Below are 24900 nucleotides of genomic sequence, written 5' to 3'. Positions count from 1 at the left end.
GGTTTTACAACGAGAACGAGGTGCCGCAGCCGCAGGAGGCAGTGGCGTGAGGGTTCTCGATCTTGAAAGACTGGCCGATCAGGTCGTCGACGAAATCGATGACCGAGCCATCCATGTACTGGACCGAGACCTCGTCCACGACCACGGTCGCCCCATCCTTTTCGATGATGAGATCGTCGTCCTGCCGGGTCCGGTCCACGTCGAAAGCATACTGGAATCCCGAGCAGCCGCCTCCGTTAACGCTGATTCTCAAATGGGATCCTGTCGGCTCGGCGGCCATGATCTCGTTGATGCGGCGGGCGGCGCGGTCAGTCAGGGTAATACCGGTCATGGGCACTTCCAGTCCTCAGGAGGACGTAATAGCACTTTCAGGCGAAGTGGATACCGGTTCGCCGCCGGAAAGTGCGATTCTAAGGGATGACTAGAACGGTTTGCGAGAGCAAACCGTTCTAGTCTTGCATAGGCTGTTATGAGCAAGGTAAGTGCGCCCTGACAAGGCTTCAACCCGGGGATGATTGTGCGGCCCTTTGGCGAGAGATGGCGAGCCCCTTATGCCTGCGACCCCTGGGGGAGCCGCGGCCGGCTTTTTCCCGAGGCGGTCTCGCCCACCCGCAGCGAATTCCAGCGCGACCGGGACCGGATCATCCATTCCTCGGCCTTCCGCCGGCTCAAGCATAAGACGCAGGTGTTTGTCTATCACGAGGGCGATCACTTCCGAACGCGGCTGACCCATACCATCGAGGTGAGCCAGATCGCCCGGGCACTCGCCCGCTCCCTGGGGCTCGACGAGGATCTGGCCGAGGCGCTCGCGCTCTCCCACGACCTCGGCCATACGCCCTTCGGCCATACGGGCGAGGACACGCTCGACGAGTGCATGACCGGCTTCGGCGGCTTCGATCACAACGCCCAAGCTTTGCGGGTGGTGACCCGACTCGAGCGCCGCTATGCGGAATATGACGGGCTCAACCTCACCTGGGAAACCTTGGAAGGACTGGTCAAGCATAACGGCCCGCTTCTTGATGCGGAGGGCAAGCCGACCCTGCGCTACGCCGCGCGGGGCGTGCCGCTGGCGATCCTCGAATACAATGCCCAGCAGGATCTGGAACTCGCGACCCATGCCGGCGGGGAGGCGCAGGCCGCGGCCATTGCGGACGACATCGCCTACGATGCCCACGACATCGACGATGGCCTCCGGGCTGGGCTGTTCAGAATCGAGGAGTTGCGCGATGTGCCGTTTCTCGAAGGGCTGCTGCAGGAGATCGAGAGGCGCTATCCGAATCTCGATCTCTCCCGCCGAATCCACGAGCTGACCCGGCGCGTCATCACCCGCTTCGTCGAGGATGTGGTGGCCGAAGGGGATCGTAGGATCGCGGCTCTCGATCCGACGAAAGCCGAGGATATCCGGCAGGCCGGCGACACCATGGTCTGCTTCTCGAAGGCCATGAAGGAGGCCGATGCCTCCATCAAGCGCTTCCTCTATGCTCGCATGTATCGTCACCCGGACGTGATGCGGGTCCGCGCTCAGGCCGACGACGTGCTGCGGGATCTGTTCAGGCGCTTCAAGGCCAAGCCTGAGCTGATGCCCGAGGAGTGGCAGACCGATCTGCCGAAGGACGACGAGCCCAGGCTTGCCCGCCGCGTGGCGGATTATATTGCCGGCATGACGGACCGATATGCGATCCTTGAACACCGGCGCCTGTTTGACGTAACGCCGGACCTGCGTTAGGCGGCTCCACGGAATTCCAGGGCCAAGAGCCCTTCAGAGACAAAGTACCATGAACATTTTCGGGCTGTTTGAGAAGCGGGTTGCGGATGCGCTTGGCCGGTTGGCCGAGGCGGGCAAGATTCCATCGGGGCTGGATGTCAGCCGCGTCGTGGTCGAGCCGCCGCGCGACCCCTCCCATGGCGACCTCGCCACGAACGCCGCCATGGTGCTGGCCAAGGAAGCGCGCATGAACCCGCGCGCCCTGGCCGAGCTTCTCGTTGCCGATCTCCAGGATGATCCGCGGGTCACCAAGGTCGAGATCGCCGGTCCCGGCTTCATCAACATCCGGCTCGCGCCTTCGGTCCTGCACGAAGTTCTGCGCGCGGCTCTCGTCGATACCAACGGCTTCGGTCGGAGCGGGCAGGGCGCGGGCTCGCCAATCAATGTCGAGTATGTCTCGGCCAATCCGACTGGGCCGATGCATGTGGGCCATTGCCGCGGCGCGGTCTTTGGCGATGCCCTCGCCGGGCTGCTCGATTTCGCCGGCTACAAGGTCACCCGCGAATATTACATCAACGATGCCGGTGCGCAGGTCGATGTCCTCGCCCGCTCGGCCTATCTCCGCTACAAGGAGGCCCTGGGCCATGATATCGGCGAGATCCCGGAAGGGCTCTATCCCGGCGACTATCTGAAACCCGTCGGCGAGCGTCTGGCGAAGGAATATGGTCCGGCCCTGCTCGACAAATCGGAAACCGAGTGGCTGCCGCTCGTCCGCGAGGTTTCCATCAATGCCATGATGGACATGATCCGCGACGACCTCGCGGCGCTCAACATCCATCACGACGTGTTCTTCTCGGAACGGTCCCTGCAGCTTGGCCCGGTCGATCAGGTGAAAGAGCTCATCACGGAGCTTCGCGGTCGCGATCTCGTCTATATGGGCCGCCTGCCACCCCCCAAGGGCCAGAAGGACGAAGATTGGGAGGACCGGGAGCAGCTTCTCTTCCGCGCCACTGCTTTCGGTGACGAGGTGGATCGTCCGCTGCTGAAATCGGACGAGTCCTACACCTATTTCGCCTCCGACATCGCCTATCACCGCTCCAAGTTCGAGCGTGGCTTTGCCTCCATGATCGACGTGTGGGGCGCTGACCATGGCGGCTACGTAAAGCGCATGCAGGCCGCCGTGAAAGCTGTTTCGGACAGCAAGGCCGATCTCGACGTGAAGCTCTGCCAGCTTGTGAAGCTCCTGCGCGGCGGCGAGCCGGTGAAGATGTCCAAGCGCTCGGGCGACTTTGTGACCCTGCGTGAGGTGGTCGACGAGGTGGGACGGGATGCTGCCCGCTTCATGATGATCTTCCGCAAGAACGATGCGACGCTCGATTTCGACCTCGCCAAGGTGGTCGAGCAGTCCAAGGACAACCCGGTCTTCTACGTCCAGTACGCCCATGCCCGCTCGGCCTCGGTGTTCCGGCAGGCAGCGGAAGCCTTCCCGGATGCCGACTTCTCGGTAACGCAGCTTGAGAAGGCCGATCTTTCGATCCTGAGTGACGAAGGGGAAATGGATATTATCCATCGCATCGCTCAGTTTCCCAGGATGATCGAGGCTGCGGCGGAAGCTCATGAGCCTCACCGGGTTGCGTTTTACCTTTACGATCTGGCGAGCGCCTTCCATAGTTTATGGAATAAGGGCAAAGACTTGCCGCAATTACGCTTTGTTAATCTAACTGATAAAGATTCAACACAAGCGAGACTCGCTCTCGTGCATGCCCTGAAGGGCGTGCTCGCATCTGGTCTCGCAATCCTGGGCGTCACGGCACCCGACGAAATGCGATAGTGTTTCTTGAGGCGAATCAATCGCTTACGAAGCACTCGCGTCGGGTTCTGTCACGTCGTGCCGGCGGAGCAACGGGTGCTCCTGTCGCGTAACTGGAGATCCGGCGCATGAGCGAATCAGTGAAGCCCCGTTTTGCCATCGACTTCAACGACATCGAGCGGCAACTCGCCCAGGCGGGCACCCCTCAGACCCAGCCGGCCTCCGCCGGGCGGAGTGATCCGCTCGCGGAATTGGCCCGGATCGTGGGACAAGACGATCCATTTCAAGCCATTCTGGCCAATGACGGCACCAATCGTCCGCGCCAGCAGGGCTCGTCCATCGACGACCTTTTCGCTGTCCGCGACACCATGCCGCAAGCCCCCCGCGAGGCGCCGGTCCGCGCCCCGCAGGCTGGCCAAGCGGCTCCTTCTTACGATCTTGGCAGCTACCCGCAGAGCAACGTCCGTGGCGCCGAGCCTGCCTACGCGCACCAGCCAGTTCATCAGGATCACGACGCCTACGGCAATGAAGCCTATGCTCAGGATTACTATGCCGATCAGGCGGCGAATTATGCCGACCAAGACTATGATCAGTCCCAGGACTACGCACCCGTTGAGAAGGGTCGCTCCCGCAAGGGTATGATCGCAATCGCCGCCGTCGTCGGCGCCGTCGTGCTTGGCGGTGGCGGAGCCTACCTGATGTCCGGCTCTTCGGCTGTCACGGGCGGCGAGCCCCCTCTTGTGAAAGCGAACAACGAGCCGACCAAGGTACAGCCGCAGAACCCGGGTGGGGTCGAGATCCCGAACCAGAACAAGCAGATCTACGAACGCGCCAACCCGACCACGGCGACCAAGGTCGTGAACCGCGAAGAGCAGCCGGTCGACGTACAGCAGGCCGTGCGCATGAATGGCAACGCCGTTGCCGACGCTACCGGCGGCACGATTCCCGGCGGTGCGGTCAAGCCGCATCAGACCGCCAGCCTGAATCTCGGCGAGCCGAAGAAGGTCCGCACCGTCACGATCCGCCCAGACGGCACCGTCGCTGGCGCCGAACCGTCGGCCGCTCAGCCCGTGGCTCCTGCGGCAATGGCCCTGCCGCCCCAAGCTCAGCCTGCAACCCCTGCTCCTATTCAGGTGGCATCGGCCCAGCCCCGGCCGGCCGCGAGCACCCCCGTGGCGGCTCCGTCCACGCCTGCTCCGACTCCAAAGCCCGCTCCGGCGGCTTCCACGCCAGCCGCGACGCCGGCTCCGCAGCAGGTCGCTTCGGTTCAGCCCGTCGCCCCGGCGGCCGCAGAGACGACCCCGACCGGCGGCTTCGCCGTGCAACTCGGTCTCGCCAATTCCGAGGCCGGCGCTCAGACCGCCTTCGCATCGTTCCAGCGCAAATATCCCGATCTCGGGGGAATGCCCTCGATGATCCGCAAGGCCGAGGTGAACGGCAACACGATCTATCGCGTGCGCGTCGGACCTCTGTCCAAGGAGGAGGCTTCCTCCCTCTGCTCCAAGCTGCAGGGGCAGGGTGGACAGTGCTTTGTCGCCAAGAACTGATCCGAGCGTAGCGGCTCAGAATTCTTGACCCTGCCGAGCAGGGGACTTAAGGCGCGGGTATGAAAACCCGCGCCTTTATTGCTGGATGCTCCGGCACCGAGCTCACTCCCGACGAGGTCGCCTTCTTCAAGGAGGCGGATCCCTGGGGCTTCATCCTGTTTCGCCGCAACGTGGAGAGCCCTGAGCAGGTGAGGGTGCTCTGTGCCTCCTTGCGGGATGCGGTCGGGCGGACCGATGCGCCGATCCTGATCGATCAGGAGGGCGGCCGGGTCCAGCGCATGGGGCCGCCGCATTGGCCGAAATACCCGTCTGGCCGCACCTATGGCCTTCTGCATGCCAACGACCCGCTTGTTCAGCGCGAGATCACTCGTCTTGGAGCGCGGCTGATTGCCCATGACCTGCGTGCGGTTGGGATCACCGTGGATTGTCTCCCTGTGCTCGACGTGCCGTCGCCGGGCGCCCACGACGTGATCGGCGATCGGGCCTATGGCAAGACGCCGAACCAGGTTGCGGTCCTGGGCCGCGCCGCCGCCGAGGGCCTTCTGGCCGGTGGCGTGCTCCCTGTGGTCAAACACATGCCGGGCCATGGCCGGGCAGGCGCCGACAGCCATCTGGCGCTGCCGGTGGTCGAGGCTTCCCGCGAGGAACTGGAGAGGCACGATTTCGCGCCCTTCCGGATGCTCAGCGACATGCCCCTCGCGATGACAGCCCATGTGGTCTACACGGCGCTCGATCCCGATCGACCCGCGACGACCTCCCGCATCGTCATGGAGGAGATCATCCGCGGCCATATCGGCTATGACGGGCTGGTGATGACCGACGATTTGTCCATGCATGCCCTTTCGGGCTCGTTCCGGGACCGGACCGAGGCCGCCTTCGCGGCTGGGTGCGACATGGCCCTTCATTGCAACGGCACCATGGAGGAGATGAGTGCCGTCGCCGAGGCCGCCCCCATTCTGAGCGGCGAAGCCTTGCGCCGAGCTAACGCTGCGTTAGCTCGCATCACCCATGATCCGGAGCCTCTGGATCCTGTGGATGCCCGGGCCAGGCTCGATTCTGCTCTTGCGATGATCGCCTAAAGCTAATGAAGCTCTTAGCGCATCGTGCAGAAAAGTGGATCCGGTTTTCGGCGCCGGACGATGCGCTCTTCAAGAAGAAGAGCATCGGACCCAAAAGTGGTGGCCACTTTTGGGTCCGATGCTCGAACCCCATGAGTTGAGTACGGTCGATGGCAAAGCCCTTACCCTTCGAGGATGTCGAACGCACGGAGCGAGGCGAAAGCGAGCCCGCCCTGCTCGTCGACGTGGACGGTTTCGAAGGGCCGCTCGACCTCCTGCTGGAACTCGCCCGCCGCCAGAAGGTGGATCTCCACCGCATCTCGATCCTGGCGCTGGCCGAGCAATACATCGCCTTCATCGAGGAGGCGCGCCGCATGCGCCTGGAACTGGCGGCGGATTATCTCGTGATGGCGGCTTGGCTCGCCTATCTCAAGTCACGCCTCCTGCTGCCCGAACCGCCGAAGGGCGAGGAGCCGAGTGCCGAGGATCTCGCCTCCGCCCTGGCCCTGCGCCTGCGCCGCCTGGAGGCGATCCGCGAGGCGGCCAAGAAGATGGGCGAGCGGGCCTGGCTCGGTCGCGACGTCTTCGCCCGCGGGGCGCCGGAGCCCGTCATCATCAACCGGGATTCCCGTTACGAGGCGAGCCTCTACGACCTCCTCAAGGCCTATGCCCAGCAGCGGCAGATCCAGTTCAATTCCAAGGTGTCTCTGCACAAGCGGAATGTCTGGTCGCTGGTCGATGCGCGGGAGGCCCTGGAGCGGCTTGTCGGTCACCTGAGCGATTGGGTAACCCTCGACGCCTATCTCGTGGAATACATGGTCGAGCCTGCCATGCGCCCGACCATTCTGGCCTCGGCCCTGTCCGCCACCCTGGAAATGGTGCGCGAAGGCAAGCTCACGATCCGGCAGGACGAGGCCTTCGCTCCGGTCTGGGTCAAGCCCGTCGCAGATCCGGTCGAAGCAGGAGTTTAAGGTGCTGCCCGACATGCACGAAGATGAAGATACGGTCGATACGCCCGAAGCCCATGAATCCGAGGTCAGCCACGTTCCCGATCATGGCGAGGCCATGCGCATCGCCGAAGCGTTGCTGTTCGCCGCCGCCACGCCTCTGAGCATCGAAGAACTGACCGGCCGCCTGCCGGAAGGTGCCGATGTGGCAAAGATCCTGCAGGATCTGACCGAGCTTTATGCGCCCCGCGGCGTCAATCTCATCCGGGTTGCCGGCAAATGGACCTTCCGGACCGCTAGCGACCTGTCTTTCGTGCTCGCCCGCGACGTGGTCGAGCAGCGCAGGCTTTCCCGCGCCGCCATGGAGACCCTGGCGATCATCGCCTATCACCAGCCGGTCACCCGCGCCGAGATCGAAGAGATCCGCGGTGTCGCCACCTCGAAAGGCACCATCGATACGCTCCTGGAGACGGGCTGGATCCGCCTGAGAGGCCGCCGGAAGGCTCCGGGCCGTCCGGTCACTTACGGCACGACGCCAGGCTTCCTGGAGCATTTCGGCCTCGATGCCATCGAGGATCTGCCGGGCCTTGAAGAACTTAAGGGCGCCGGATTCATCGAAGGGCGCGTTCCTTCCGACTTCTCGGTGCCGGTGCCATCCGATGCGGATGCCCTGCGCGAGGACGAGGATCCTCTCGAGGACGATCCGCTTCAGCCTCTGGACATGCACCAGACCGAGGCAGGCCAGGAATGATTGCTAGGCCCGTCGGGTCCGCGCGCGACCGGTTTCGTCTGCCCCGCTGGGGGCAGCGCGGCACGGCGGGCGCCTCGATCCCGGCCCAGCTCACCTTCGAGAACATCGTCCAGGCCTATGACAGCCAGCGGGCGCTCGACGATGTCTCGCTCACCGTCGAACCGGGGGAGATCGTCTGCCTGCTCGGCCATTCCGGCTGTGGAAAGACCACCCTGCTGCGCATCGCCGCGGGAGTCGAGGCACCGACCTCGGGCCGAGTGCTCATGGACGGCCGGGAGGTGAGCGGGCCACGGACATTCCTGGAGCCGGAGCGGCGCGGCATCGGGCTGATGTTTCAGGATTATGCTCTGTTCCCGCACATGACGATCCAGCAGAACATCATGTTCGGCCTCAAGGATCTTTCGGCCTCCGAAGCCGGCATCGCCGCGCGCCGTGCCCTGTCCCGCGTCGGGCTTGAGCATTACGCCAACGAATATCCTCACACCCTGTCCGGCGGCGAGCAGCAGCGCGTGGCGCTGGCGCGCTCGATCGCGCCGCGGCCCGGGGTTCTGCTCATGGACGAGCCATTCTCGAACCTCGACCGGCGCATGCGCGATGCCATCCGGGACGAGACCGTCGCAATCCTGAGAGAAACCGGCGCTACGACCATCGTGGTGACCCACGATCCCGAGGAGGCCATGCGGATCGCCGACCGGATCGTGCTCATGCGCGCCGGAACGATCATCCAGCAGGGCGAGGCTGAGGAGATCTATCGTCGGCCGGAGAACCTTTTCGCCGCGCGCTTCTTCTGCGACTTCAACGAGCTTGAGGGTGTGGTGCGCAATGGCCAGGTTTCCTGTCCTGTCGGCGTGTTTCCGGCGCCGCATCTGGAGGATGGCCCCGCCATCGTCTGCGTGCGTCCGCAAGGGCTCAAGCTCAAGCCTGCCGGTTTCTGCCTGCCGGGACGTGTGGTGTCTCGTCGCTTTCTCGGCGAGGTCGATCTCGTGCACATTGACGTGCAGGGGGTGGACCGCCCTCTCCAGGCCCGCGTTCACGATCCTGTTGGTGTGAACGAGGGACAGGATGTGGGCATCGAGATCGATACGAAGGATGTCCTTGTTTTCGCCGCCTCCGACGCATAGGTTGGCGACAAGTTCATATTGGGAAATCGCGCCTCTTCAGGCGCAGGAGGAATTGCCATGGGTGGCACGAGTATTTGGCACTGGATCGTCGTGGGTCTGATCGTCGTCCTTCTGTTCGGACGCGGCAAGATCTCCGATATGATGGGCGATGTCGCGAAGGGCATCAAAGCCTTCAAGAAGGGCATGTCCGAGGACGATACCCCGGCAAAGCCCGCTCAGCCGTCCGAGCCGGTCCGCACCATCGACCATCAGGCCGGTGCTCCGACGAGCACTGCGACGACGGACCACAAGGTCGGCTAAGCTTCGTGCGCCGTCGCTTCACAGCGGCGTGTCAGTACGCGTGAGTACCTAAGGGGCAGGTTCGAGGCCACGTCATGTTGGACATGAGCTGGGGTGAGATCATGGTGATCGGCGCCGTCGCGCTGATCGTGATCGGCCCGAAGGATCTGCCGAAGGCGCTGCGGACGGTCGGGCAAATGACGAGCAAGCTTCGCCGCATGGCGGCGGAGTTTCAGGGCCAGTTCAACGAGGCCATGCGGGAAGCCGAGCTCGACGAGGTCAAGAAGCAGCTCCAGGGCGTGAATGATTCCGTCTCGTCGGCGACCAATACGAGCTTCAACCCGATCCAGACGATCCGCGACGAGTTGAAGACTTCGATCGAGGCGCCTGTGTCGGCTCCTCCCGAGAAGGCCTCTGAGACCGAGACCGTGCAGGAGGTCGCCCTGGTGACGACCGATCAATCGTCACCCGATCCGGAAACGCCTGCTCAAATCACCTCCGATGCCTCGGTTCAGGCAGTCGTGGAAGGGCGGGCACCGGTTCCCGCCGATCCGTTGATCGATCTGCCGCCTCCGCCCACGGTTGATCCCGCCAAGGAGATCGCCGAATCCTTGCGGCGCGAAGCCGAGTACGAGGCCCAGCAGGCAGCCCTTGCCGAACAACTTTCAGAAAAATCGGACGCGAAAGCCGGATGACCACCGCCATTGAAGAGGATGAGGTCGAAGCTTCGCGCGCGCCTCTGATCGAGCATCTGACCGAGTTGCGCTCGCGCCTGATCAAGGCGCTGGTTGCGTTCGTGGCCATGTTTTTCATCTGCTTTGCAGGCGCAAAGTACATCTACAATGCGCTCGTCTGGCCCTACGTCCTCGCTGTCGGCTCGCCGGACAGGGCGCATCTCGTCTATACCCACGGCCTCGAGTATCTGTTCACGCAGATCCAGGTCGCGGCTTTCGGCGCAGGCTTCCTGGCTTTCCCGATCATCGCCATTCAGATCTACAAGTTCGTGGCGCCGGGCCTCTACAAGAACGAGCGCCGGGCCTTCGTGCCGTACCTCGTCGCCACGCCGGTCCTGTTCGTCATCGGTGCGGCCTGCGTCTATTTCATCGCCATGCCGCTGCTCATGCGCTTCTCCGTGGGCATGCAGCAACTGGCGACGGATACGAGCCCTGCCATCGAGTTTCTGCCCAAGGTCAGCGAGTATCTGTCGCTGATCATGACCCTGATCTTCGCCTTCGGCATCTGCTTCCAGCTGCCCGTCGTCCTGACCCTTCTCGCCCGAGCCGGGATCATCGATTCGCAGTTCCTGAAGGACAAGCGTCGCTACGCCATCGTCGTCGTCTTTGTGATCGCGGCCGTTCTCACCCCGCCGGACGTGATCAGCCAGTTCGCCCTTGCGGTCCCCACCTTGCTTCTTTACGAGGCATCCATCTTCTCCGTCCGCATGGTCGAGAAGAAGCGTGCGGAAGCCGAGGCCGCGCGCGCGGCAGAGGGATAGGCCTCGAAAGGCCTCTCCATCGACCGCCATCCTCGGCAAGAGTTGAAGGGGCGGTCTTGTCGAAAGGGCAGGGCCGCTTGACGAAGCAGGTCCTCATCCCATGCACGATATCCGTTCCATCCGCGAGAATCCCGCGGCTTTCGATCAAGGCCTCCGGAACCGGGGCATGGGGCCCCTGTCAGCGCACCTGATCTCCCTCGATGACAAGCGCAAGGCCGCCATCTCCGCCCTGCAGGCCGCAACCGAGCGCCGAAACGCGATGTCCAAGGAGATCGGCCAGGCGAAAGCCAAGAAGGACGAGGCGAGGGCCCAGGAGCTGATGGCCGAAGTGGCCCGGATCAAGGATACGATGCCGGAGCTGGAGGAGGCCGAGCGGAGTGCCGAGAAGGCCCTGTTCGATGCGCTTGCGGCGATCCCGAACATCCCCAAGGACGATGTGCCGGTGGGTACCGACGAGCATGGCAACGTGGAGCGTCACCGCTTCGGCACGCCGCGCACGCTTAACAGCGCCAAGCAGCATTTCGAGCTCGGCGAAGCTCTTGATCTTATGGATTTCGAGACGGCGGCAAAACTCTCCGGCTCGCGCTTCGTCGTGCTGAAAGGCGGCTTGGCTCGTCTTGAGCGCGCGCTCGGGCAGTTCATGATCGACCTGCATGTCAACGAGCATGGCTACACGGAAGTGAATCCGCCGTTGCTGGTGCGTGACGATGCCATGTTTGGCACGGCGCAACTGCCGAAGTTCGAGGACGATCAGTTCTGGGCCTTTCCCGGCAACTCGCTCGAGCAGGTCGTTGCTGCGGCTCTCGAAGGCCAGCCGCGCGACGCGATCGCCAAGATGATCAAGGACACCCGTTATGGCATGATCCCGACGGCGGAAGTGACGCTCACCAATCTCGTGCGCGAGCAGATCCTCTCCGAGGAGGAACTGCCCCTGCGTTTCACTGCGCTCACGCCGAGCTTCCGCGCCGAGGCCGGTTCCGCGGGCCGCGACACGCGCGGCATGATCCGTCAGCACCAGTTCGTGAAATGCGAGCTTGTCTCAATCACCACGCCGGAGACCTCGACCGACGAGCACGAACGCATGCTCACGAGCGCGGAGAACGTACTCAAGAAACTCGAGCTGCCGTTCCGCACCATGACGCTCTGCACCGGCGATATGGGCTTCTCCTCGACCAAGACCTACGACATCGAGGTCTGGCTGCCGGGGCAGGGGATGTATCGCGAGATTTCGAGCTGCTCGGTCTGCTCCGATTTCCAGGCCCGCCGCATGAATGCGCGCTATCGTGCCGCGGGCGAGAAGCAGCCGCGTTTCGTGCACACGCTCAACGGCTCGGGCCTTGCGGTCGGCCGCACGCTCGTGGCCGTTCTGGAGAATTACCAGAACGAGGACGGCAGCGTCACAATCCCGTCGGTGCTCCAGCCCTATATGGGCGGCATGACACGCATCGAACGTCAGGCCTGACATGCGCATTCTCTGCACCAACGACGACGGCATTCATGCTCCAGGGTTGAAGACCCTGGAGTCCATCGCCCGCGCCCTGTCTGACGATGTGTGGGTGGTCGCGCCGGAGACCGATCAGAGCGGCGTTGCGCACTCGCTGTCTCTCAACGACCCACTGCGCCTGCGCGAAATTTCCAATCGGCATTTTGCCGTGAAGGGCACGCCGACCGATTGCGTGATCATGGGCGTGCGCCATCTCATGCAGGACACCAAGCCCGATCTCATTCTCTCCGGCGTCAATCGCGGGCAGAACGTGGCGGAGGACGTGACCTATTCCGGCACGGTGGCAGGCGCCATCGAAGGCACGATTTTGGGGATTCCTTCCATCGCGCTCTCGCAGGCCTATGGCCCGGGCACGCGCAATGCGCCGCGCTGGCAATGCTCAGAGCATCATGGTCCCAAGGTCGTGCGCAAGATTCTCGAGGCAGGTGTCGACAAGGGCATCCTCGTCAACGTGAACTTTCCGGATTGCGAGCCGGAGGAAGTCGAGGGCACGGCTCTCGTCAACCAAGGCCAGCGCACGCAGGAGCTTCTGCGCCTCGACGAGCGCCGGGACGGGCGCGGCAATCCCTATTTCTGGATTGCCTTCGAGCGCCGTCCCTTCACGCCCGGCAACGGCACGGATCTCTGGGCCATCGCCAACCGGCGCATTGCCGTCACACCGCTTCGCATCGACATGACGGACGAGCCGACCCTGACGCGTTACGCGCAGGCCTTCGGCTGATGAAAGTGCGGGCACGATGAACCAGGACATGCCTTTCCTGCCTGAAGCGGAAGCCCGCGACGAGCAGGAGGCGATCGGTGCTGCGTCCTTCATCCTGTCCTTGCGCGCCAAAGGCATCCGCGACACGGCTCTCCTTCGCGCCATGGAACTCGTGCCGCGCGAAGTTTTTGCGCCGCGCCGCTTCACCGATCTCGCCCGTACTGATGTCGCCCTGCCGCTGCCCTGCGGTCAGACCATGACGGGACCTGCCACGGTCGCGGCCATGCTGCTTGCCCTCAGCGTGCAATCCGGCCAACGCGTCCTCGAGGTCGGCACCGGCAGCGGCTATGTGACGGCGCTTCTGGCACGGCTCGGCGCGGAGGTGACGAGCGTCGAGCGCTTCAACACGCTCGCGGAAAGCGCGGCGCAGCATCTCAAGATCGTGGAGGCCGGCAAAGTCCGCCTGGAGGTGGGCGACGGCCTTGCCGTTCGTGTGCGCGACCGCTTCGACCGCATCCTGCTCAATGGCGCCCGTCCAGAGATCCCGGAGGCGGTGATGTCGCTCCTCGGGCCAGGTAGCCGTTTGATCGGGGCGCTCACAATCGAGGGCGTGCCTCACCTCGTGCGGATGGAACGCAATGCCGACGGTGAGTTGACGCAATCGGTCGGCGCGCCCTTGCGCATTTCGCCTCTCGTCACCGGCGTCGCGGCAACTCTTTAGCGCATCGGGCGAAAAAGTGGATCCCGGTTATTCGCTGACGCGGCCCTTCGGGTCGTACCGAAGATGCGCCAGCTAGAGAATGAGCATCGGACCCAAAAGTGCAAATCCACTTTTGGGTCCGATGCTCTGACCGGATCGAAAAATTTTCGGACAAGGTTACGACAATCTGCCTAGCGTCAACCGTTGCTTAACCTGAACAGGCTTTTAATGGCTTCATCGAGTTGCGTTCGGTTGGGGTTGAGTGATGCGGTTGCGTGTGTGTTCTGGGCATTGGGTTGCGGTGTCGCGGATCGCTCTGGTGGGTGTGATCGGCAGTGCGGCGGCGGCTTGCAGTACCGACAGTGCGAGGTTCGCCGAGAACCCGTTCTCCAATCCCTTCGCTACCAGCGAGCGCATGGATACGACCGCCTCGGCCCCGTCGCAGCCCCAAAGCTACCCGTCCTATTCCGCGGCTCCGATGCCGACACCTTCGGTTCAGGCACAAGCTCTGCCCCCCGTGCAGTCCCAGCCGTTGTCGCAGCCTGCTCGCATCGCCTCCGCTCCCACGCCGATCCAGCCGCGCCCCATGCCGGTTGCTCAATCGGTTGCCGCGCAGCCGGCCACCCAGCCGAAGTTCCGTCTCGTCGATACCTCGAAAGTGCCTGCCGCCACCACGCCGGTTGCCGCCACCGAGCCGGCTAAGCGCGTTCGTCCCGGCATGACTGCGACGGCGCAGGCTCCGGTCGCTCCGGCTCCCGCCAAGTCCGCGCCGATGCAGGTCGCATCGGCAACGAACGAGCCGCTGGTCTCTGCGGCGAAGCCTCTGGTGTCCGCGCCGAAGCCTGTCGTCGAGCAATCCAAGGTGGCCGCTCTCACCCAGCCTGAGCCCGTGAAGCCTGCAGCGGCTGTTCAGCCGGTTGCTCCGGTTCCGCAGGAGGCCGCGAAGGCCCCTGTGCAGGAGCCCGAGCAGACCGCCAGCGTCACTGGCGACTTCCGCTGGCCGGCCCGTGGCCGTGTCATTGCCGGTTTTGGCGCCAATGGCGGCAACGAGGGCATCAACATCGCCGTCCCCGAAGGTACGCCGGTCAAGGCTGCCGAGGCTGGCACCGTGACCTACGCGGGCAGCGAGGTGAAGGGCTACGGCAATCTCGTCCTGATCAAACACGAGAACGGCTTCGTCTCGGCTTATGCCCATAACGGCTCGCTCAGTGTGAAGCGCGGCGAGCAGGTGAAGCGCGGTCAGGTGATCGCGACCTCCGGCCAGACCGGCAACGTGACCTCGCCGCAGCTGCACTTCGAGATCCGCAAGGGTGCGCAGCCCGTCGATCCGCTGAAGCATCTCGGCGGCTGATCAAGCAATCGGTTTAGATCGGTCCTCGGCCTTCGAGGCCGGTCGAATGAGGGGACGGTGGAGCTCAGCCACCGTCCCTTTCTTCATGGGGAGCGTGAGCAAGAATGTTGACCAGCTTGCCGAACGGGTCCCGGACATAAAACCGACGCACGCCCCAGGGTTCGTCGGCCGGACCGTAAAGAATGGGAAAGCCGGCATTCTTCATGCGCAGGAGGGCCGCGTCGAGATCGTCCACTTCGATGGAGAGATCCGGCAGCGGCGTATCCGAACCACCCTGAGTCGCCACGCTGATCTGCGCGAGTGCCTTTTCGCCACTGCCGTAGGTTACAATCCAATCCAGGTCCATGAGGACCTCAAGTCCGAGGGCGTCCTCGTAGAAGCGCTTGGCCGCCGCCAGATCGGACGCCTGGATATTCGCGACGATCCGTTTGACCCGCATGGCGGTGGCCCCTCTTATATTGCCGTGCCCAGCCGCCCGGCCAAATCCTGGATGAACTGCCACGCCGTGCGTCCGGAGCGCGCGCCCCGGGTGGTCGCCCATTCCAGGGCCTCGGCGCGAATAGCGTCACGGTCCGCCTGCAGGCCGAGATGATCGACATAGCCGAAGACCATGTCGAGATACTCGTCCTGGCTGCATTTGTGGAAACCCAGCCAGAGGCCGAAGCGGTCCGATAGCGAGACCTTCTCCTCGACGGCCTCGCCCGGATTGATGGCGGTGGAGCGCTCGTTTTCCATCATGTCCCGCGGCAGCAGGTGACGGCGGTTGGAAGTAGCGTAGAAGATCACGTTGTCGGGGCGACCCTCGATCCCGCCCTCCAGCACGGCTTTGAGCGACTTGTACGAAGTATCGTCCGCATCGAAGGAGAGATCGTCGCAGAAGACGATGAAGCGGTGCGGATCAGGGCGCAGGAGGCTCATGAGATCGGGAAGGGTCTCGATGTCCTCCCGGTGGATCTCGATCAGTTTGAGGGGGAGCGAATCGCTAGGTTTGGCGAAGTTGATCTCGGCATGAACCGCCTTGACCAGGGACGACTTGCCCATACCCCGGGCTCCCCAGAGAAGCGCATTGTTGGCCGGCAGGCCCCTGGCGAAGCGCTGGGTGTTCTCAGCCAACTGATCCCGAACCCGGTCGATGCCACGCAAAAGGCTCATCTCGACCCGGTTCACCTTCGGCACGGGAGAGAGCCTGCGCCCCGCCGCCTGCCAGACGAAGGCGTCGGCCGCCGTAACATCGGCGTGAGCGGTGCCGGCGGGCGTAAGGCGCTCCAGGGCATCGGCAATGCGCGTCAAAAGCGCCAGGGATTCAGGGGAGTTCAGGTCTGCAGGCATCTTGAGTCAGAACCATCCAAGGTGGGTGAGGGGACTGCTTAGCGCAAAAAGCGTCAAAGGGTCCATGGAAGGAGCCTTGGGAAAGGCCTTCAACTTCATTGATTTCGGCGAGTCGATGGGTATAGTCCGCCACGCTTTGTAATCCCGTCTGGCGCGGGTGGGCCCAAAATGTGCCTGCCACGCGCCTTTATCCATGGAGAGCCGCTTGTTCATCACACCTGCCTTCGCACAAGGGGCCCCCGCGGGGGGCGGAATGGAGATGATCCTTCAATTCGTCCCGTTCATCCTCATATTCGTCATCATGTGGTTCCTGATCATCCGGCCTCAGCAGCGCCGGGTGAAGGCCCATCAGGAGATGATCAAGAACGTGCGCCGCGGTGACACGGTGGTCACCTCCGGCGGCATCATCGGCAAGGTGACGAAGGTCGTCGAGGATTCGGCTGATGTCGAGGTCGAGATTGCCGAAGGCGTGAAGGTGAAGGTGGCTCGGGCCATGATCTCTGAAGTTCGCTCCAAGAGCGAGCCGGTCAAGGCCTGATGTGAAAAGAAGCCGGCCCTTCCCATCTGCGAAAGGGCCGGTTCGCCGCAGATCGATGCGGCAGGGTGTGTGAGAAAGGTTGAGCTGACGATGCTGCGCTTCTCGAGGTCGAAGATCATCGCCACCGTGGCGATCATTGTGATCGGCCTGCTTCTTGCGGTTCCGAGCACGATGAATCGCGAGCAGCGTCAGGCCTATTTGAATGCCATCCCGAGCTGGGTGCCGTCCTGGCTCGTCCCGTCCCGCGCCATCGTGCTGGGCCTCGATCTGCAGGGCGGCTCCCACGTCCTCCTCGAGGTCGACAGCCAGGATCTGCTGCGTGGACAGATCACGATTCTCCGCGATGACGTCCGCCGCATCCTGCGCGACACCCGCGTCTCGTCCCAGAACGGCATTCAGACCGTTCCCCGCGGCGTCCAGATCCGCGTTCCGGATGCGGCAGACCGCGACCGGCTGATGCCGCGCCTGCGCGAACTGGCGCAGCCCATCGGCAATGCCATGTTGGGCCAGGCCGGCGGCAATTCCATCGAGATCAACACGACCCCGGATGGCGTGATTACGCTGACCTATACGGAGGCCGGCATCAACGAGCGCGTGCGCCGCGCCGTCGATCAGTCCATCGAAGTCATCCGTCGCCGCGTGGACGCCACCGGCACCACGGAGCCCAGCATCCAACGCCAGGGTGCCGACCGCGTTCTGGTTCAGGTTCCGGGCCTGCAGGACCCGCAGCAGCTGAAGGCGCTCCTGGGCGAGACCGGCAATCTCGAGTTCCGCCTGCTCGCGCAACCTGGGGCAACCGATGTCGACATGCTTCCCATGGAGGATGCGGGCGGCCAGCGCGTTCCGGTCGAGCGCCGGGTGATCGCCGAGGGCGGCGACCTGACCGACGCTCAGCCGGCCTTCGACCAGCAGACCAACCAGCCCATCGTCAATTTCCGCTTCAACATCCGTGGCGCGCAGCGCTTCGGACAGGCGACAACGGAAAATCTCGGACGCCAGCTCGCCATCGTGCTCGACAACCGGGTGATCTCCGCACCGACGATCCAGTCGCCGATTACCGGTGGCGCAGGCCAGATCTCCGGCAGCTTCACCGTGGAGCAGGTCAACAACCTCGCCGTTCTGCTCCGCTCCGGTGCTCTGCCCGCCAAGCTCACCATCGTCGAAGAACGCACCGTGGGCCCGGGTCTCGGACGTGACTCGATCGAGGCCGGCAAGATGGCGACCTATGTGGCAGGCATCTTCGTGATCATCTTCATGTTCGCGACCTATGGTCTCTTCGGTCTCTTCGCGAATATCGCGCTCCTCGTTCATGTGGGCCTCATCTTCGGCCTCATGTCGGTGCTGGAAGCCACACTCACGCTGCCGGGCATTGCCGGTATCGTTCTGACCATCGGCACGGCGGTCGACTCGAACGTGCTGATCTATGAACGCATCCGCGAAGAAGCGCATGCAGGAAGGTCGATCGTCTCGGCCATCCAGGCGGGCTTCGACCGGGCCTTCGCAACCATCGTCGATTCCAACAGCACCATGGCGATCGCGGCCGTGATCCTGTTCTTCCTCGGCTCCGGTCCGGTGCGCGGCTTCGCCGTCGTGTTTATCCTCGGCATCCTGACGACGGTTCTCACCGCCGTGACCCTGACGCGCATGATGATTGCGCTCTGGTATCACTGGATGCGTCCCAAAGCTCTTCCGTTCTAAGGAGTGCGTATCGTGCGCCTCGTTCGCCTCTGGCCCGAAAACTCACACTTCGACTTCATGCGCTTCCGGCGCTTCTCGTTCCCGCTGTCGGCTCTCATCTCGATTCTGACGGCGTTGATGCTCTTCAGCGGCGGCCTCAACTTCGGTATCGATTTCCGGGGTGGCACGCTCATGGAGATCCAGGCCAAGTCCGGTCAGGCCAATGTCGGCCAGATCCGCCAGACGGCCGAAGGTTTCGGTTTCGGCGACGTGGAGGTGCAGGAATTCGGCACCGCTGGCGAGGTCTCGCTGCGTTTCCCGATCCAGTCGGGCGGCGAGGCTGCGCAGACGGCCGTGGTGCAGAAGGCGCGCGACACCTTCGGTGCGGATTACGAATTCCGCCGCGTCGAGACGGTGGGTCCGCGTGTTTCGGGCGAACTCGTTCAGTCCGGCACCATCGGCGTCGTGCTCTCGGTCATCGCGGTGCTGTTCTATCTCTGGTTCCGCTTCGAGCGTGAGCTGGCGGTTGCGTCCATCATCGGCACGCTCCACGACATCGTGCTGACCATCGGCTTCTTCGTGATCACACGGCATGAGTTCAACATGACCTCGATTGCGGCGATCCTGACCATCGTGGGCTATTCGCTCAACGAAACGGTGGTGGTGTTCGACCGAACCCGCGAGCTGATGCGCCGCTACAAGACGATGCCGGCCGAGGAGCTGTTGAACCTGTCGATCAACCACACCATGTCCCGAACGGTGATGACGGCGGCGACGACTGCGCTCTCGCTTCTGGCGCTGGTGCTCTTCGGAGGCCAGGCGATCCAGGGCTTCGCGCAGGTCATGCTCTATGGCGTCGTCATCTGTACGTATTCGGCCATCTGCATTTCGTCTCCCATGCTGATCTATATCGGCTTGCGCGGGTCGGAGACCGTCAAGGTGCCGGAGAGCAGGGCCGCCGCAGCGGAGTAAGACCATGAACAATGGTCGCCTCTATGATGGCTTCCTGCCCGGGCGCTATCCGTTCGATGCCTATGGCAATGGCGGCTTCCGCTTCGCGGACATGTCCCATCGCGGCTCGCTGCTGGCTCTCCCGTCGGGGATCAGGGCTTGGCCCATCAACTCCGTGGCCGAGCTGACGGATGAGGCGCTCGATCCCATCTTTGCCGAAAGCAACGAGCTGGAATTGCTGCTCTTCGGAACGGGAACGGATATCGTGGCCTTTCCGGCCGCGTTTCGCGCGCGCTTTCGCGACGCGGGGATCAGTCTCGACGTGATGCAGACAGGAGCGGCCGCTCGCACGTACAACATCCTGCTCGCCGAGAACCGCAAGGTCGGCGCCGCCCTGATCGCCGTTCCCTAAGATGGCACCACAGGCAATCTCCAACTTCGCCCATTGCGAAGCCCTCGTGCGCGAGGCCGATCCGGACCGTTACTGGGCGAGCCTCTTTGCGCCCGCCGACAAGCGCCCGCACCTTCACGCGCTCTATGCCTTCAATTTCGAGGTTGCCCGCGTTCGCGAGGCGGTGCGCGAAGCGCTCGTCGGCGAGATCCGCCTGCAATGGTGGCGGGATGCTCTGCAGGGTGAGGCGCGGGGCGATGTGCGCGCCAACCCCGTGGCGGCAGCGCTCGACGACACCATCGTGCAGTTCCGCCTGCCCCGACAATCCTTCGTCGACCTGATCGATGCCCGGATCTTCGATCTCTATGACGATCCGATGCCGAGCCTGAACGACTTGGAAGGCTATTGCGGCGAGACCTCGTCGAGCCTGATCCAGCTTTCGAGCCTCATCCTCGCCAATGGCACCAATCCTGGCACGGCGGATGCTGCCGGCCATGCAGGTGTGGCTTACGCGATCACGGGTCTGCTGCGCGCTTTCCCGCATCATGCGCGGCAGGGGCAGGTCTATGTGCCTGCCGACATCCTGACGCGTCATGGAGTGGTGCGCGAGGATATCGTGACCGGACGCGGCGGGCCGGGACTGAAAGGTGCGCTGGCCGATCTGCGCGCCGCCGCCCGCAGGCACGTCGAACAGGCACGCACCTTGCGAACGACCATTCCTGATGCGGCGAAGCCAGCCTTCCAGCCGCTTGCGCTGGTGGAGCCTTATCTCAAGACGATGGAGCGGCGGGACTACGATCCGTTCCACACCGTCGTGGACCTGCCGCAATGGCGGCGGATCTGGGCGCTCTGGCGCGGGCCGTTTTAGAGAGCGCAGTATCTTCCACGTCATCCCGGACGAAGCGTAGCGCAGATCCGGGATCGTTTTCAGAATAGAACACTGTCATCCCGGGGCCGCGCAGCGGAGCCCGGGATCCATATCCGCTGACGATGCAGAACAAGGTGTGCCGCTGCCGCCCTGTCCTGAAGCGTCGTGTTTATGGATCCCCGCCTGCGCGGGGATGACAGGTTGAGGTTTTGGCGCTTGTCCTGCGTCCGATCCCGGATCGCCTGACGGCGTCTGGGATGACAGTGGGTATTACTCCGCCGCTGCCGGAAGTTCCCCGCCTGACATCCAAGCCACCAGATCCGCGCGCGCGCGATCCGTCAGCGCCTTTTTTCTGGCGATGGCCTTGGCCGGGCCACGCAGACGCTTGCCGTCTTCGGCCTTCGGAGCTTGGGCCAGCGGCGGGAACAGGCCGAAATTGATGTTCATCGGCTGGAAGGAGCGTGGCCCCTCGTCGATGGTCTCGATATGCCCGCCGGTGATGTGGTTAATGAGCGCGCCGAGCGCCGTGGTATGCGGCAACGGCTGGATCGGCTGGCCCAAACGTTCGGCGGCGGCGAAGCGGCCGGTCATGAGGCCGACGGCGGCGCTCTCCACATAGCCTTCGCAGCCGGTGATCTGACCTGCAAAGCGCAGGCGCGGCATGGCCTTCAGGCGCAGGGTCGGATCGAGGAGCTTGGGCGAGTTGAGATAGGTGTTGCGATGGATGCCGCCGAGACGCGCGAACTCGGCATTCTCCAGGCCCGGGATCATGCGCAGGATGCCGGTCTGTGCGCCGTATTTCAGCTTGGTCTGGAAACCGACCATGTTGAAAAGAGTGCCGAGCGCATTGTCCTGGCGCAGCTGCACGATGGCGTAGGGCTTCTTGTCCGGGTTGCGCGGATCGGTGAGACCGACCGGCTTCATCGGTCCGTGGCGCAGGGTCTCGCGGCCGCGCTCGGCCATGACCTCGATGGGCAGGCAGCCGTCGAAATAGGGGGTGTTGGCCTCCCATTCCTTGAACTCGGTCTTGTCGCCAGCGAGCAAGGCATCGATGAAGGCGTCATACTGCTCCTTGGTCATCGGGCAGTTGATATAGTCCTTGCCCGTGCCGCCCGGCCCGACCTTGTCGTAGCGCGACTGGAACCAGGCCACGTCCATGTTGATGGACTCGCGATAGACGATGGGCGCGATGGCGTCGAAGAAGGCGAGCGACGTCTCGCCCGTCAGCTGAAGGATCGCCTCGGCCAAAGCCGGTGAGGTGAGGGGGCCGGTGGCGACGATGACGGAGGACCAATCCTCCGGCGGCAGACCAGCGATTTCGCCACGCTCGATGGTGACGAGCGGATGCGCCTCAAGCGCCGCCGTCACAGCGTCAGAAAAGCCCTCGCGATCGACTGCCAGCGCGCCGCCTGCGGGCACCTGATTGGCGTCGCCTTTCGCCATGATGAGTGAACCGAGGCTTCGCATCTCCTGATGGAGCAGGCCGACCGCGTTGGTTTCTGCATCGTCCGAGCGGAAGGAATTCGAGCAGACGAGCTCGGCGAGACCTTCCGTTTTGTGCGCGTCGGTGCCGCGCACAGGACGCATCTCGTGGAGGATGACGGGCACACCGGCCTGGGCGATCTGCCAGGTTGCTTCTGAACCAGCGAGGCCGCCGCCGATGACATGGATGGGTTCGATGGTGCTCATATTCATTCTCCCGAGCGGCTTTGTTGACTCCCTCGGGAGCCCTGGTCAAGCTGAGCTGGTTGAGTTTTGGAAAGGCTTTGAACGCCATGCAATCCAGGCGTCCCGTCGTCCTTATTACAGGTGGTAGCCGCGGCATAGGGGCTGCTTTGGCGCAGCTCGCGGCAGCGCGCGGCTACGATGTCGCCATTACCTATCGATCCGAGCGCGAGGCTGCCGATCAGGTCCTTTCCGCCTGCCGGGCGTCCGGGGCTGCTGCCGTCGCGTGCCAGGGCGATGTCGCTATCGAGGCCGATATCATGCGTATGTTCGACGAGGCGGAAGCTGCGCTCGGACCGATCTCGCATGTGGTCAACAATGCCGGGATCACGGGCAAATCCAGCAAGCTGGATCAGGCTTCTTCAGAAACCATTCGGGCCTGCATCGATATCAATGTGCTGGGAGCGATCTGGGTGGCCCGGGAGGCTGCGAGGCGTCTGTCCACAAGCCATGGCGGACAGGGCGGAACCATCGTCAACATCTCGTCCGTTGCCGCGGCCCTGGGGAGCCCGAACGAGTATGTCTGGTACGCCGCGTCGAAAGGGGCCGTCGACTCTCTGACCGTCGGATTGGCGAAGGAGCTTGCAGGCGAAGGTGTCCGGGTCAATGCCGTGTCGCCTGGCATGACGAAAACCGACATCCACGAGCGGAGCACCCAGGATGCCGGCCGCTTGGAGAGGCTGCGTCCCTTCATTCCGCTGAACCGGATCGGAGAGCCCGAGGAAATTGCCGAGGCAGTGCTGTTTCTGATGTCGGATGCCGCATCTTACATCACTGGCGCCAATATTCCGGTCTCGGGCGGGCGCTGACCCCGCCCTAGAAAAGCGAAAGCCCGCCAGAGGCGGGCTAGGGCCTTTTGCTGCGATGCAGCGAAGTTTTACGCGAAAGCGTTCTGGCGAGCAATGCTCTCGATCTGGAACCGGGAGATGCCGAGATCGTCGAGCTCGCGGTCCGAAAGCAGCGACAGCTCACGGACAGTCTCGCGATAACGCAGATAAGCGCGGACTTTAGAGAGGATGTAAGAAACGAACATTGGGAACTCCTATTCAGTTGCCGGCCGGTGTTGACCGGTGCCTTTGTTCTTGCGTTTGCAGTGCGGTATATACGCATGTGCGGCGCCGAAGAGGAGTGGTAATAATGTAGGTCTGTTATGCTTTGGTAGCATAACGTCCTAATGCCACGTTAATTGTGCTGCAGGTCGGGAATGGCTTGCCGTTGGAGATTTTGGGGTCAGAAATAGAAAACGGCCCTGAAAACAGGGCCGCCCTGAGGAGCGGAGGCTCCCTTCTATAACTTCTATAAGTGGCGCATCGTTCTCGCGGAAAATCGGATCCACTTTTCACTGGCGTAGCCCTCCGGGTCCGCACGATGCGCTAGAGCACGAAGAAGTCCGCCTTGGTGAGGGTCAGCCCGGTGCTCAGCTGGGCGAATTTCACGGCCGCGACGCCTCCGACGCCGTCGGCATCGTAGAGAAGGGCGCCGCTCTGCTTGCTGTAGATGATCCGATCAGAGGAATCCCGGGCGCCTGAACCGGTGGTGAAGACCCCGCTCGCCAGCCAGCCGTCACGCCCGACTCGTGTGAAAACCGCATTGTCGAGCATGATCGTATCATCGACGGGCCGGAAATCGATGATCCGGTCCACATTGGTCCTGGACGATCTCGCATCGAAGACGAAGTAATCCTTGCCGGAGCCGCCGGTCAGCTGGTCGCTGTCAGCTCCACCGCTCAGGTAATCGCTGCCGGCACCTCCGCTCAGGATGTCGCGGCCCGTGCCTCCATACAGATCGTCGTCGCCCCAGAGCCCGTAGAGCTTGTCCGCACCGCTGTCGCCGTAAACGATGTCGTCGCCATCATAGGAATAGACGGTGTCGTTGCCCGCTCCGCCGCGGATGATGTCGTCGTAATCGTTTCCGTAGAAGGTGTCGTGCCTTCTGTTGAGGGTCACGTACCAGGCATAGCCCTGAAGCTCGTCGACCGTCGTGTAAAGATCGAGGCCCCGGATGGAGAGAACGTCTTCGCCGTCATTCTCGTAGAGCAGATCGTCGATGATGACGGTGTAGTCGTCGCTCCAGTACCAGGCGGTGAAGTAGTCCACCAGGGCGCTGCCATAGACTTCGTACTCGGCGACCTTTCCGTCATCATAGACGAGGTCTGTCGTGACCGATGGGCTGGCTCCTATGAATGCCCAGCCCGAACTGCTGGTGCTGGACATGTTGAAGCCTACACCCGCTGCGTTGAAAGCCTGAAAAACTGCCATGGCTGCGCTATTCCCGATGAACGATCGATAGCGCTAAGCTAGAGCGTTAAACGTGAACTTAAGCTGTATGGACATGAAGTTCGACGTTCATGGTTATGGTAAAGATTTGGTTGAAGTTATTATGCTGGCACTTCTGCTCGCCTCATTATGACAGTTTCGAATTTTGAACAAATGTTCATCTTGGCTCAGAGCTTC

Annotated in this window: 26 protein-coding genes; 20 read left to right on the top strand and 6 right to left on the bottom strand. The window is 63.2% G+C overall.

The genetic code is table 11. From position 1 onward, the window contains the following. Positions 1-4 precede the first annotated feature (4 nt). Entirely contained in the window at positions 5-331 is a 327-nt protein-coding gene (gene erpA / locus JO965_RS16340) for an iron-sulfur cluster insertion protein ErpA (RefSeq protein WP_203439916.1), read from the bottom strand. Between the two features lie 180 nt (positions 332-511). Between erpA and JO965_RS16335 the strand changes: the two genes are divergently transcribed. From JO965_RS16335 to JO965_RS16270, 14 genes are all read left to right on the top strand, one after another. Continuing rightward, positions 512-1726 carry a deoxyguanosinetriphosphate triphosphohydrolase gene (locus tag JO965_RS16335; RefSeq protein ID WP_203439915.1) on the top strand — a complete coding sequence of 405 codons (1215 nt, stop codon included), beginning with the start codon at positions 512-514 and terminating at the stop codon, positions 1724-1726. A 49-nt stretch (positions 1727-1775) separates the two neighbouring features. Beyond that, a complete protein-coding gene (gene argS / locus JO965_RS16330; protein WP_203439914.1) occupies positions 1776-3536 on the top strand; it encodes an arginine--tRNA ligase in 1761 nt (586 codons plus the stop codon). Between the two features lie 107 nt (positions 3537-3643). Continuing rightward, on the top strand, positions 3644-5062 hold the full coding sequence (locus JO965_RS16325; RefSeq protein ID WP_203439913.1) for an SPOR domain-containing protein: 1419 nt from the start codon (positions 3644-3646) through the stop codon (positions 5060-5062). Positions 5063-5121: 59 nt separating this feature from the next. Then, the gene (gene nagZ, locus JO965_RS16320; RefSeq protein WP_203439912.1) at positions 5122-6141 is read left to right on the top strand and encodes a beta-N-acetylhexosaminidase; all 1020 of its coding nucleotides are present in this window, start codon (positions 5122-5124) and stop codon (positions 6139-6141) included. 149 nt (positions 6142-6290) lie between these two features. Further along, entirely contained in the window at positions 6291-7091 is an 801-nt protein-coding gene (locus JO965_RS16315) for a ScpA family protein (RefSeq protein ID WP_203439911.1), read from the top strand. A 13-nt stretch (positions 7092-7104) separates the two neighbouring features. After that, positions 7105-7818, top strand: a complete 714-nt coding sequence (gene scpB, locus JO965_RS16310) for an SMC-Scp complex subunit ScpB (RefSeq protein ID WP_371826795.1) — start codon at positions 7105-7107, stop codon at positions 7816-7818. Further along, positions 7815-8939 carry an ABC transporter ATP-binding protein gene (locus tag JO965_RS16305; RefSeq protein WP_203439909.1) on the top strand — a complete coding sequence of 375 codons (1125 nt, stop codon included), beginning with the start codon at positions 7815-7817 and terminating at the stop codon, positions 8937-8939. The genes scpB and JO965_RS16305 overlap by 4 nt, the downstream gene beginning before the upstream one ends. Before the next feature lie 57 nt (positions 8940-8996). Further along, on the top strand, positions 8997-9239 hold the full coding sequence (locus tag JO965_RS16300; RefSeq protein ID WP_203439908.1) for a twin-arginine translocase TatA/TatE family subunit: 243 nt from the start codon (positions 8997-8999) through the stop codon (positions 9237-9239). A gap of 74 nt (positions 9240-9313) precedes the next feature. Next, on the top strand, positions 9314-9913 hold the full coding sequence (gene tatB, locus JO965_RS16295; protein ID WP_203439907.1) for a Sec-independent protein translocase protein TatB: 600 nt from the start codon (positions 9314-9316) through the stop codon (positions 9911-9913). After that, the gene (gene tatC / locus JO965_RS16290; RefSeq protein ID WP_203439906.1) at positions 9910-10713 is read left to right on the top strand and encodes a twin-arginine translocase subunit TatC; all 804 of its coding nucleotides are present in this window, start codon (positions 9910-9912) and stop codon (positions 10711-10713) included. Before tatB ends, tatC begins: the two co-directional genes overlap by 4 nt. Positions 10714-10813: 100 nt before the next feature. After that, complete coding sequence (gene serS / locus JO965_RS16285) at positions 10814-12175, top strand: serine--tRNA ligase (RefSeq protein WP_203439905.1); 1362 nt, start codon at positions 10814-10816, stop codon at positions 12173-12175. Between the two features lies 1 nt (position 12176). Next, positions 12177-12938, top strand: a complete 762-nt coding sequence (gene surE, locus JO965_RS16280) for a 5'/3'-nucleotidase SurE (protein ID WP_203439904.1) — start codon at positions 12177-12179, stop codon at positions 12936-12938. A gap of 28 nt (positions 12939-12966) precedes the next feature. Next, on the top strand, positions 12967-13638 hold the full coding sequence (locus JO965_RS16275) for a protein-L-isoaspartate O-methyltransferase (RefSeq protein WP_246776588.1): 672 nt from the start codon (positions 12967-12969) through the stop codon (positions 13636-13638). A gap of 256 nt (positions 13639-13894) precedes the next feature. Continuing rightward, entirely contained in the window at positions 13895-14968 is a 1074-nt protein-coding gene (locus tag JO965_RS16270; protein ID WP_371826886.1) for a peptidoglycan DD-metalloendopeptidase family protein, read from the top strand. A gap of 64 nt (positions 14969-15032) precedes the next feature. Here JO965_RS16270 and JO965_RS16265 read toward each other — a convergent pair whose 3' ends face one another. Together JO965_RS16265 and JO965_RS16260 are read right to left on the bottom strand one after the other, a co-directional pair. Beyond that, positions 15033-15407, bottom strand: coding sequence for a VOC family protein (locus tag JO965_RS16265; protein ID WP_203439901.1), 375 nt, complete (start codon positions 15405-15407; stop codon positions 15033-15035). Between the two features lie 14 nt (positions 15408-15421). Next, positions 15422-16297, bottom strand: coding sequence for an ATP-binding protein (locus tag JO965_RS16260; protein WP_203439900.1), 876 nt, complete (start codon positions 16295-16297; stop codon positions 15422-15424). A 253-nt stretch (positions 16298-16550) separates the two neighbouring features. On the opposite strand from JO965_RS16260, the gene yajC reads away from it, so the two are divergent. The 5 genes from yajC (at position 16551) to JO965_RS16235 (ending at position 20722) form a co-directional block, all read left to right on the top strand. Next, a complete protein-coding gene (yajC, locus tag JO965_RS16255; protein ID WP_246776586.1) occupies positions 16551-16835 on the top strand; it encodes a preprotein translocase subunit YajC in 285 nt (94 codons plus the stop codon). A gap of 90 nt (positions 16836-16925) precedes the next feature. Beyond that, complete coding sequence (secD, locus tag JO965_RS16250; RefSeq protein WP_203439899.1) at positions 16926-18533, top strand: protein translocase subunit SecD; 1608 nt, start codon at positions 16926-16928, stop codon at positions 18531-18533. A gap of 12 nt (positions 18534-18545) precedes the next feature. Further along, positions 18546-19484, top strand: a complete 939-nt coding sequence (gene secF / locus JO965_RS16245; protein WP_203439898.1) for a protein translocase subunit SecF — start codon at positions 18546-18548, stop codon at positions 19482-19484. A gap of 4 nt (positions 19485-19488) precedes the next feature. Further along, on the top strand, positions 19489-19875 hold the full coding sequence (locus JO965_RS16240; protein WP_203439897.1) for an Mth938-like domain-containing protein: 387 nt from the start codon (positions 19489-19491) through the stop codon (positions 19873-19875). A gap of 1 nt (position 19876) precedes the next feature. Further along, a complete protein-coding gene (locus tag JO965_RS16235; protein WP_203439896.1) occupies positions 19877-20722 on the top strand; it encodes a phytoene/squalene synthase family protein in 846 nt (281 codons plus the stop codon). A 270-nt stretch (positions 20723-20992) separates the two neighbouring features. Here the strand turns inward: JO965_RS16235 and trmFO are convergent, their stop codons facing one another. After that, on the bottom strand, positions 20993-22411 hold the full coding sequence (trmFO, locus tag JO965_RS16230) for a methylenetetrahydrofolate--tRNA-(uracil(54)-C(5))-methyltransferase (FADH(2)-oxidizing) TrmFO (RefSeq protein WP_203439895.1): 1419 nt from the start codon (positions 22409-22411) through the stop codon (positions 20993-20995). An 86-nt stretch (positions 22412-22497) separates the two neighbouring features. On the opposite strand from trmFO, the gene JO965_RS16225 reads away from it, so the two are divergent. Beyond that, entirely contained in the window at positions 22498-23256 is a 759-nt protein-coding gene (locus JO965_RS16225; protein ID WP_203439894.1) for a glucose 1-dehydrogenase, read from the top strand. 68 nt (positions 23257-23324) lie between these two features. On the opposite strand, the gene JO965_RS16220 is transcribed toward JO965_RS16225, so the two are convergent. Next, positions 23325-23480, bottom strand: coding sequence for a DUF1127 domain-containing protein (locus JO965_RS16220; protein ID WP_203439893.1), 156 nt, complete (start codon positions 23478-23480; stop codon positions 23325-23327). A 340-nt stretch (positions 23481-23820) separates the two neighbouring features. Beyond that, positions 23821-24705 (bottom strand): calcium-binding protein, encoded by an 885-nt coding sequence (locus JO965_RS16215; protein WP_203439892.1) that lies wholly within the window; start codon positions 24703-24705, stop codon positions 23821-23823. Positions 24706-24900 lie beyond the last annotated feature (195 nt).

It is taken from the genome of Microvirga sp. VF16 (assembly GCF_016864375.1).
Lineage (GTDB): Bacteria > Pseudomonadota > Alphaproteobacteria > Rhizobiales > Beijerinckiaceae > Microvirga.
The sequence above is the reverse complement of the archived record's forward strand: the minus strand, read 5'-3'. Positions and strand labels throughout refer to the sequence as shown.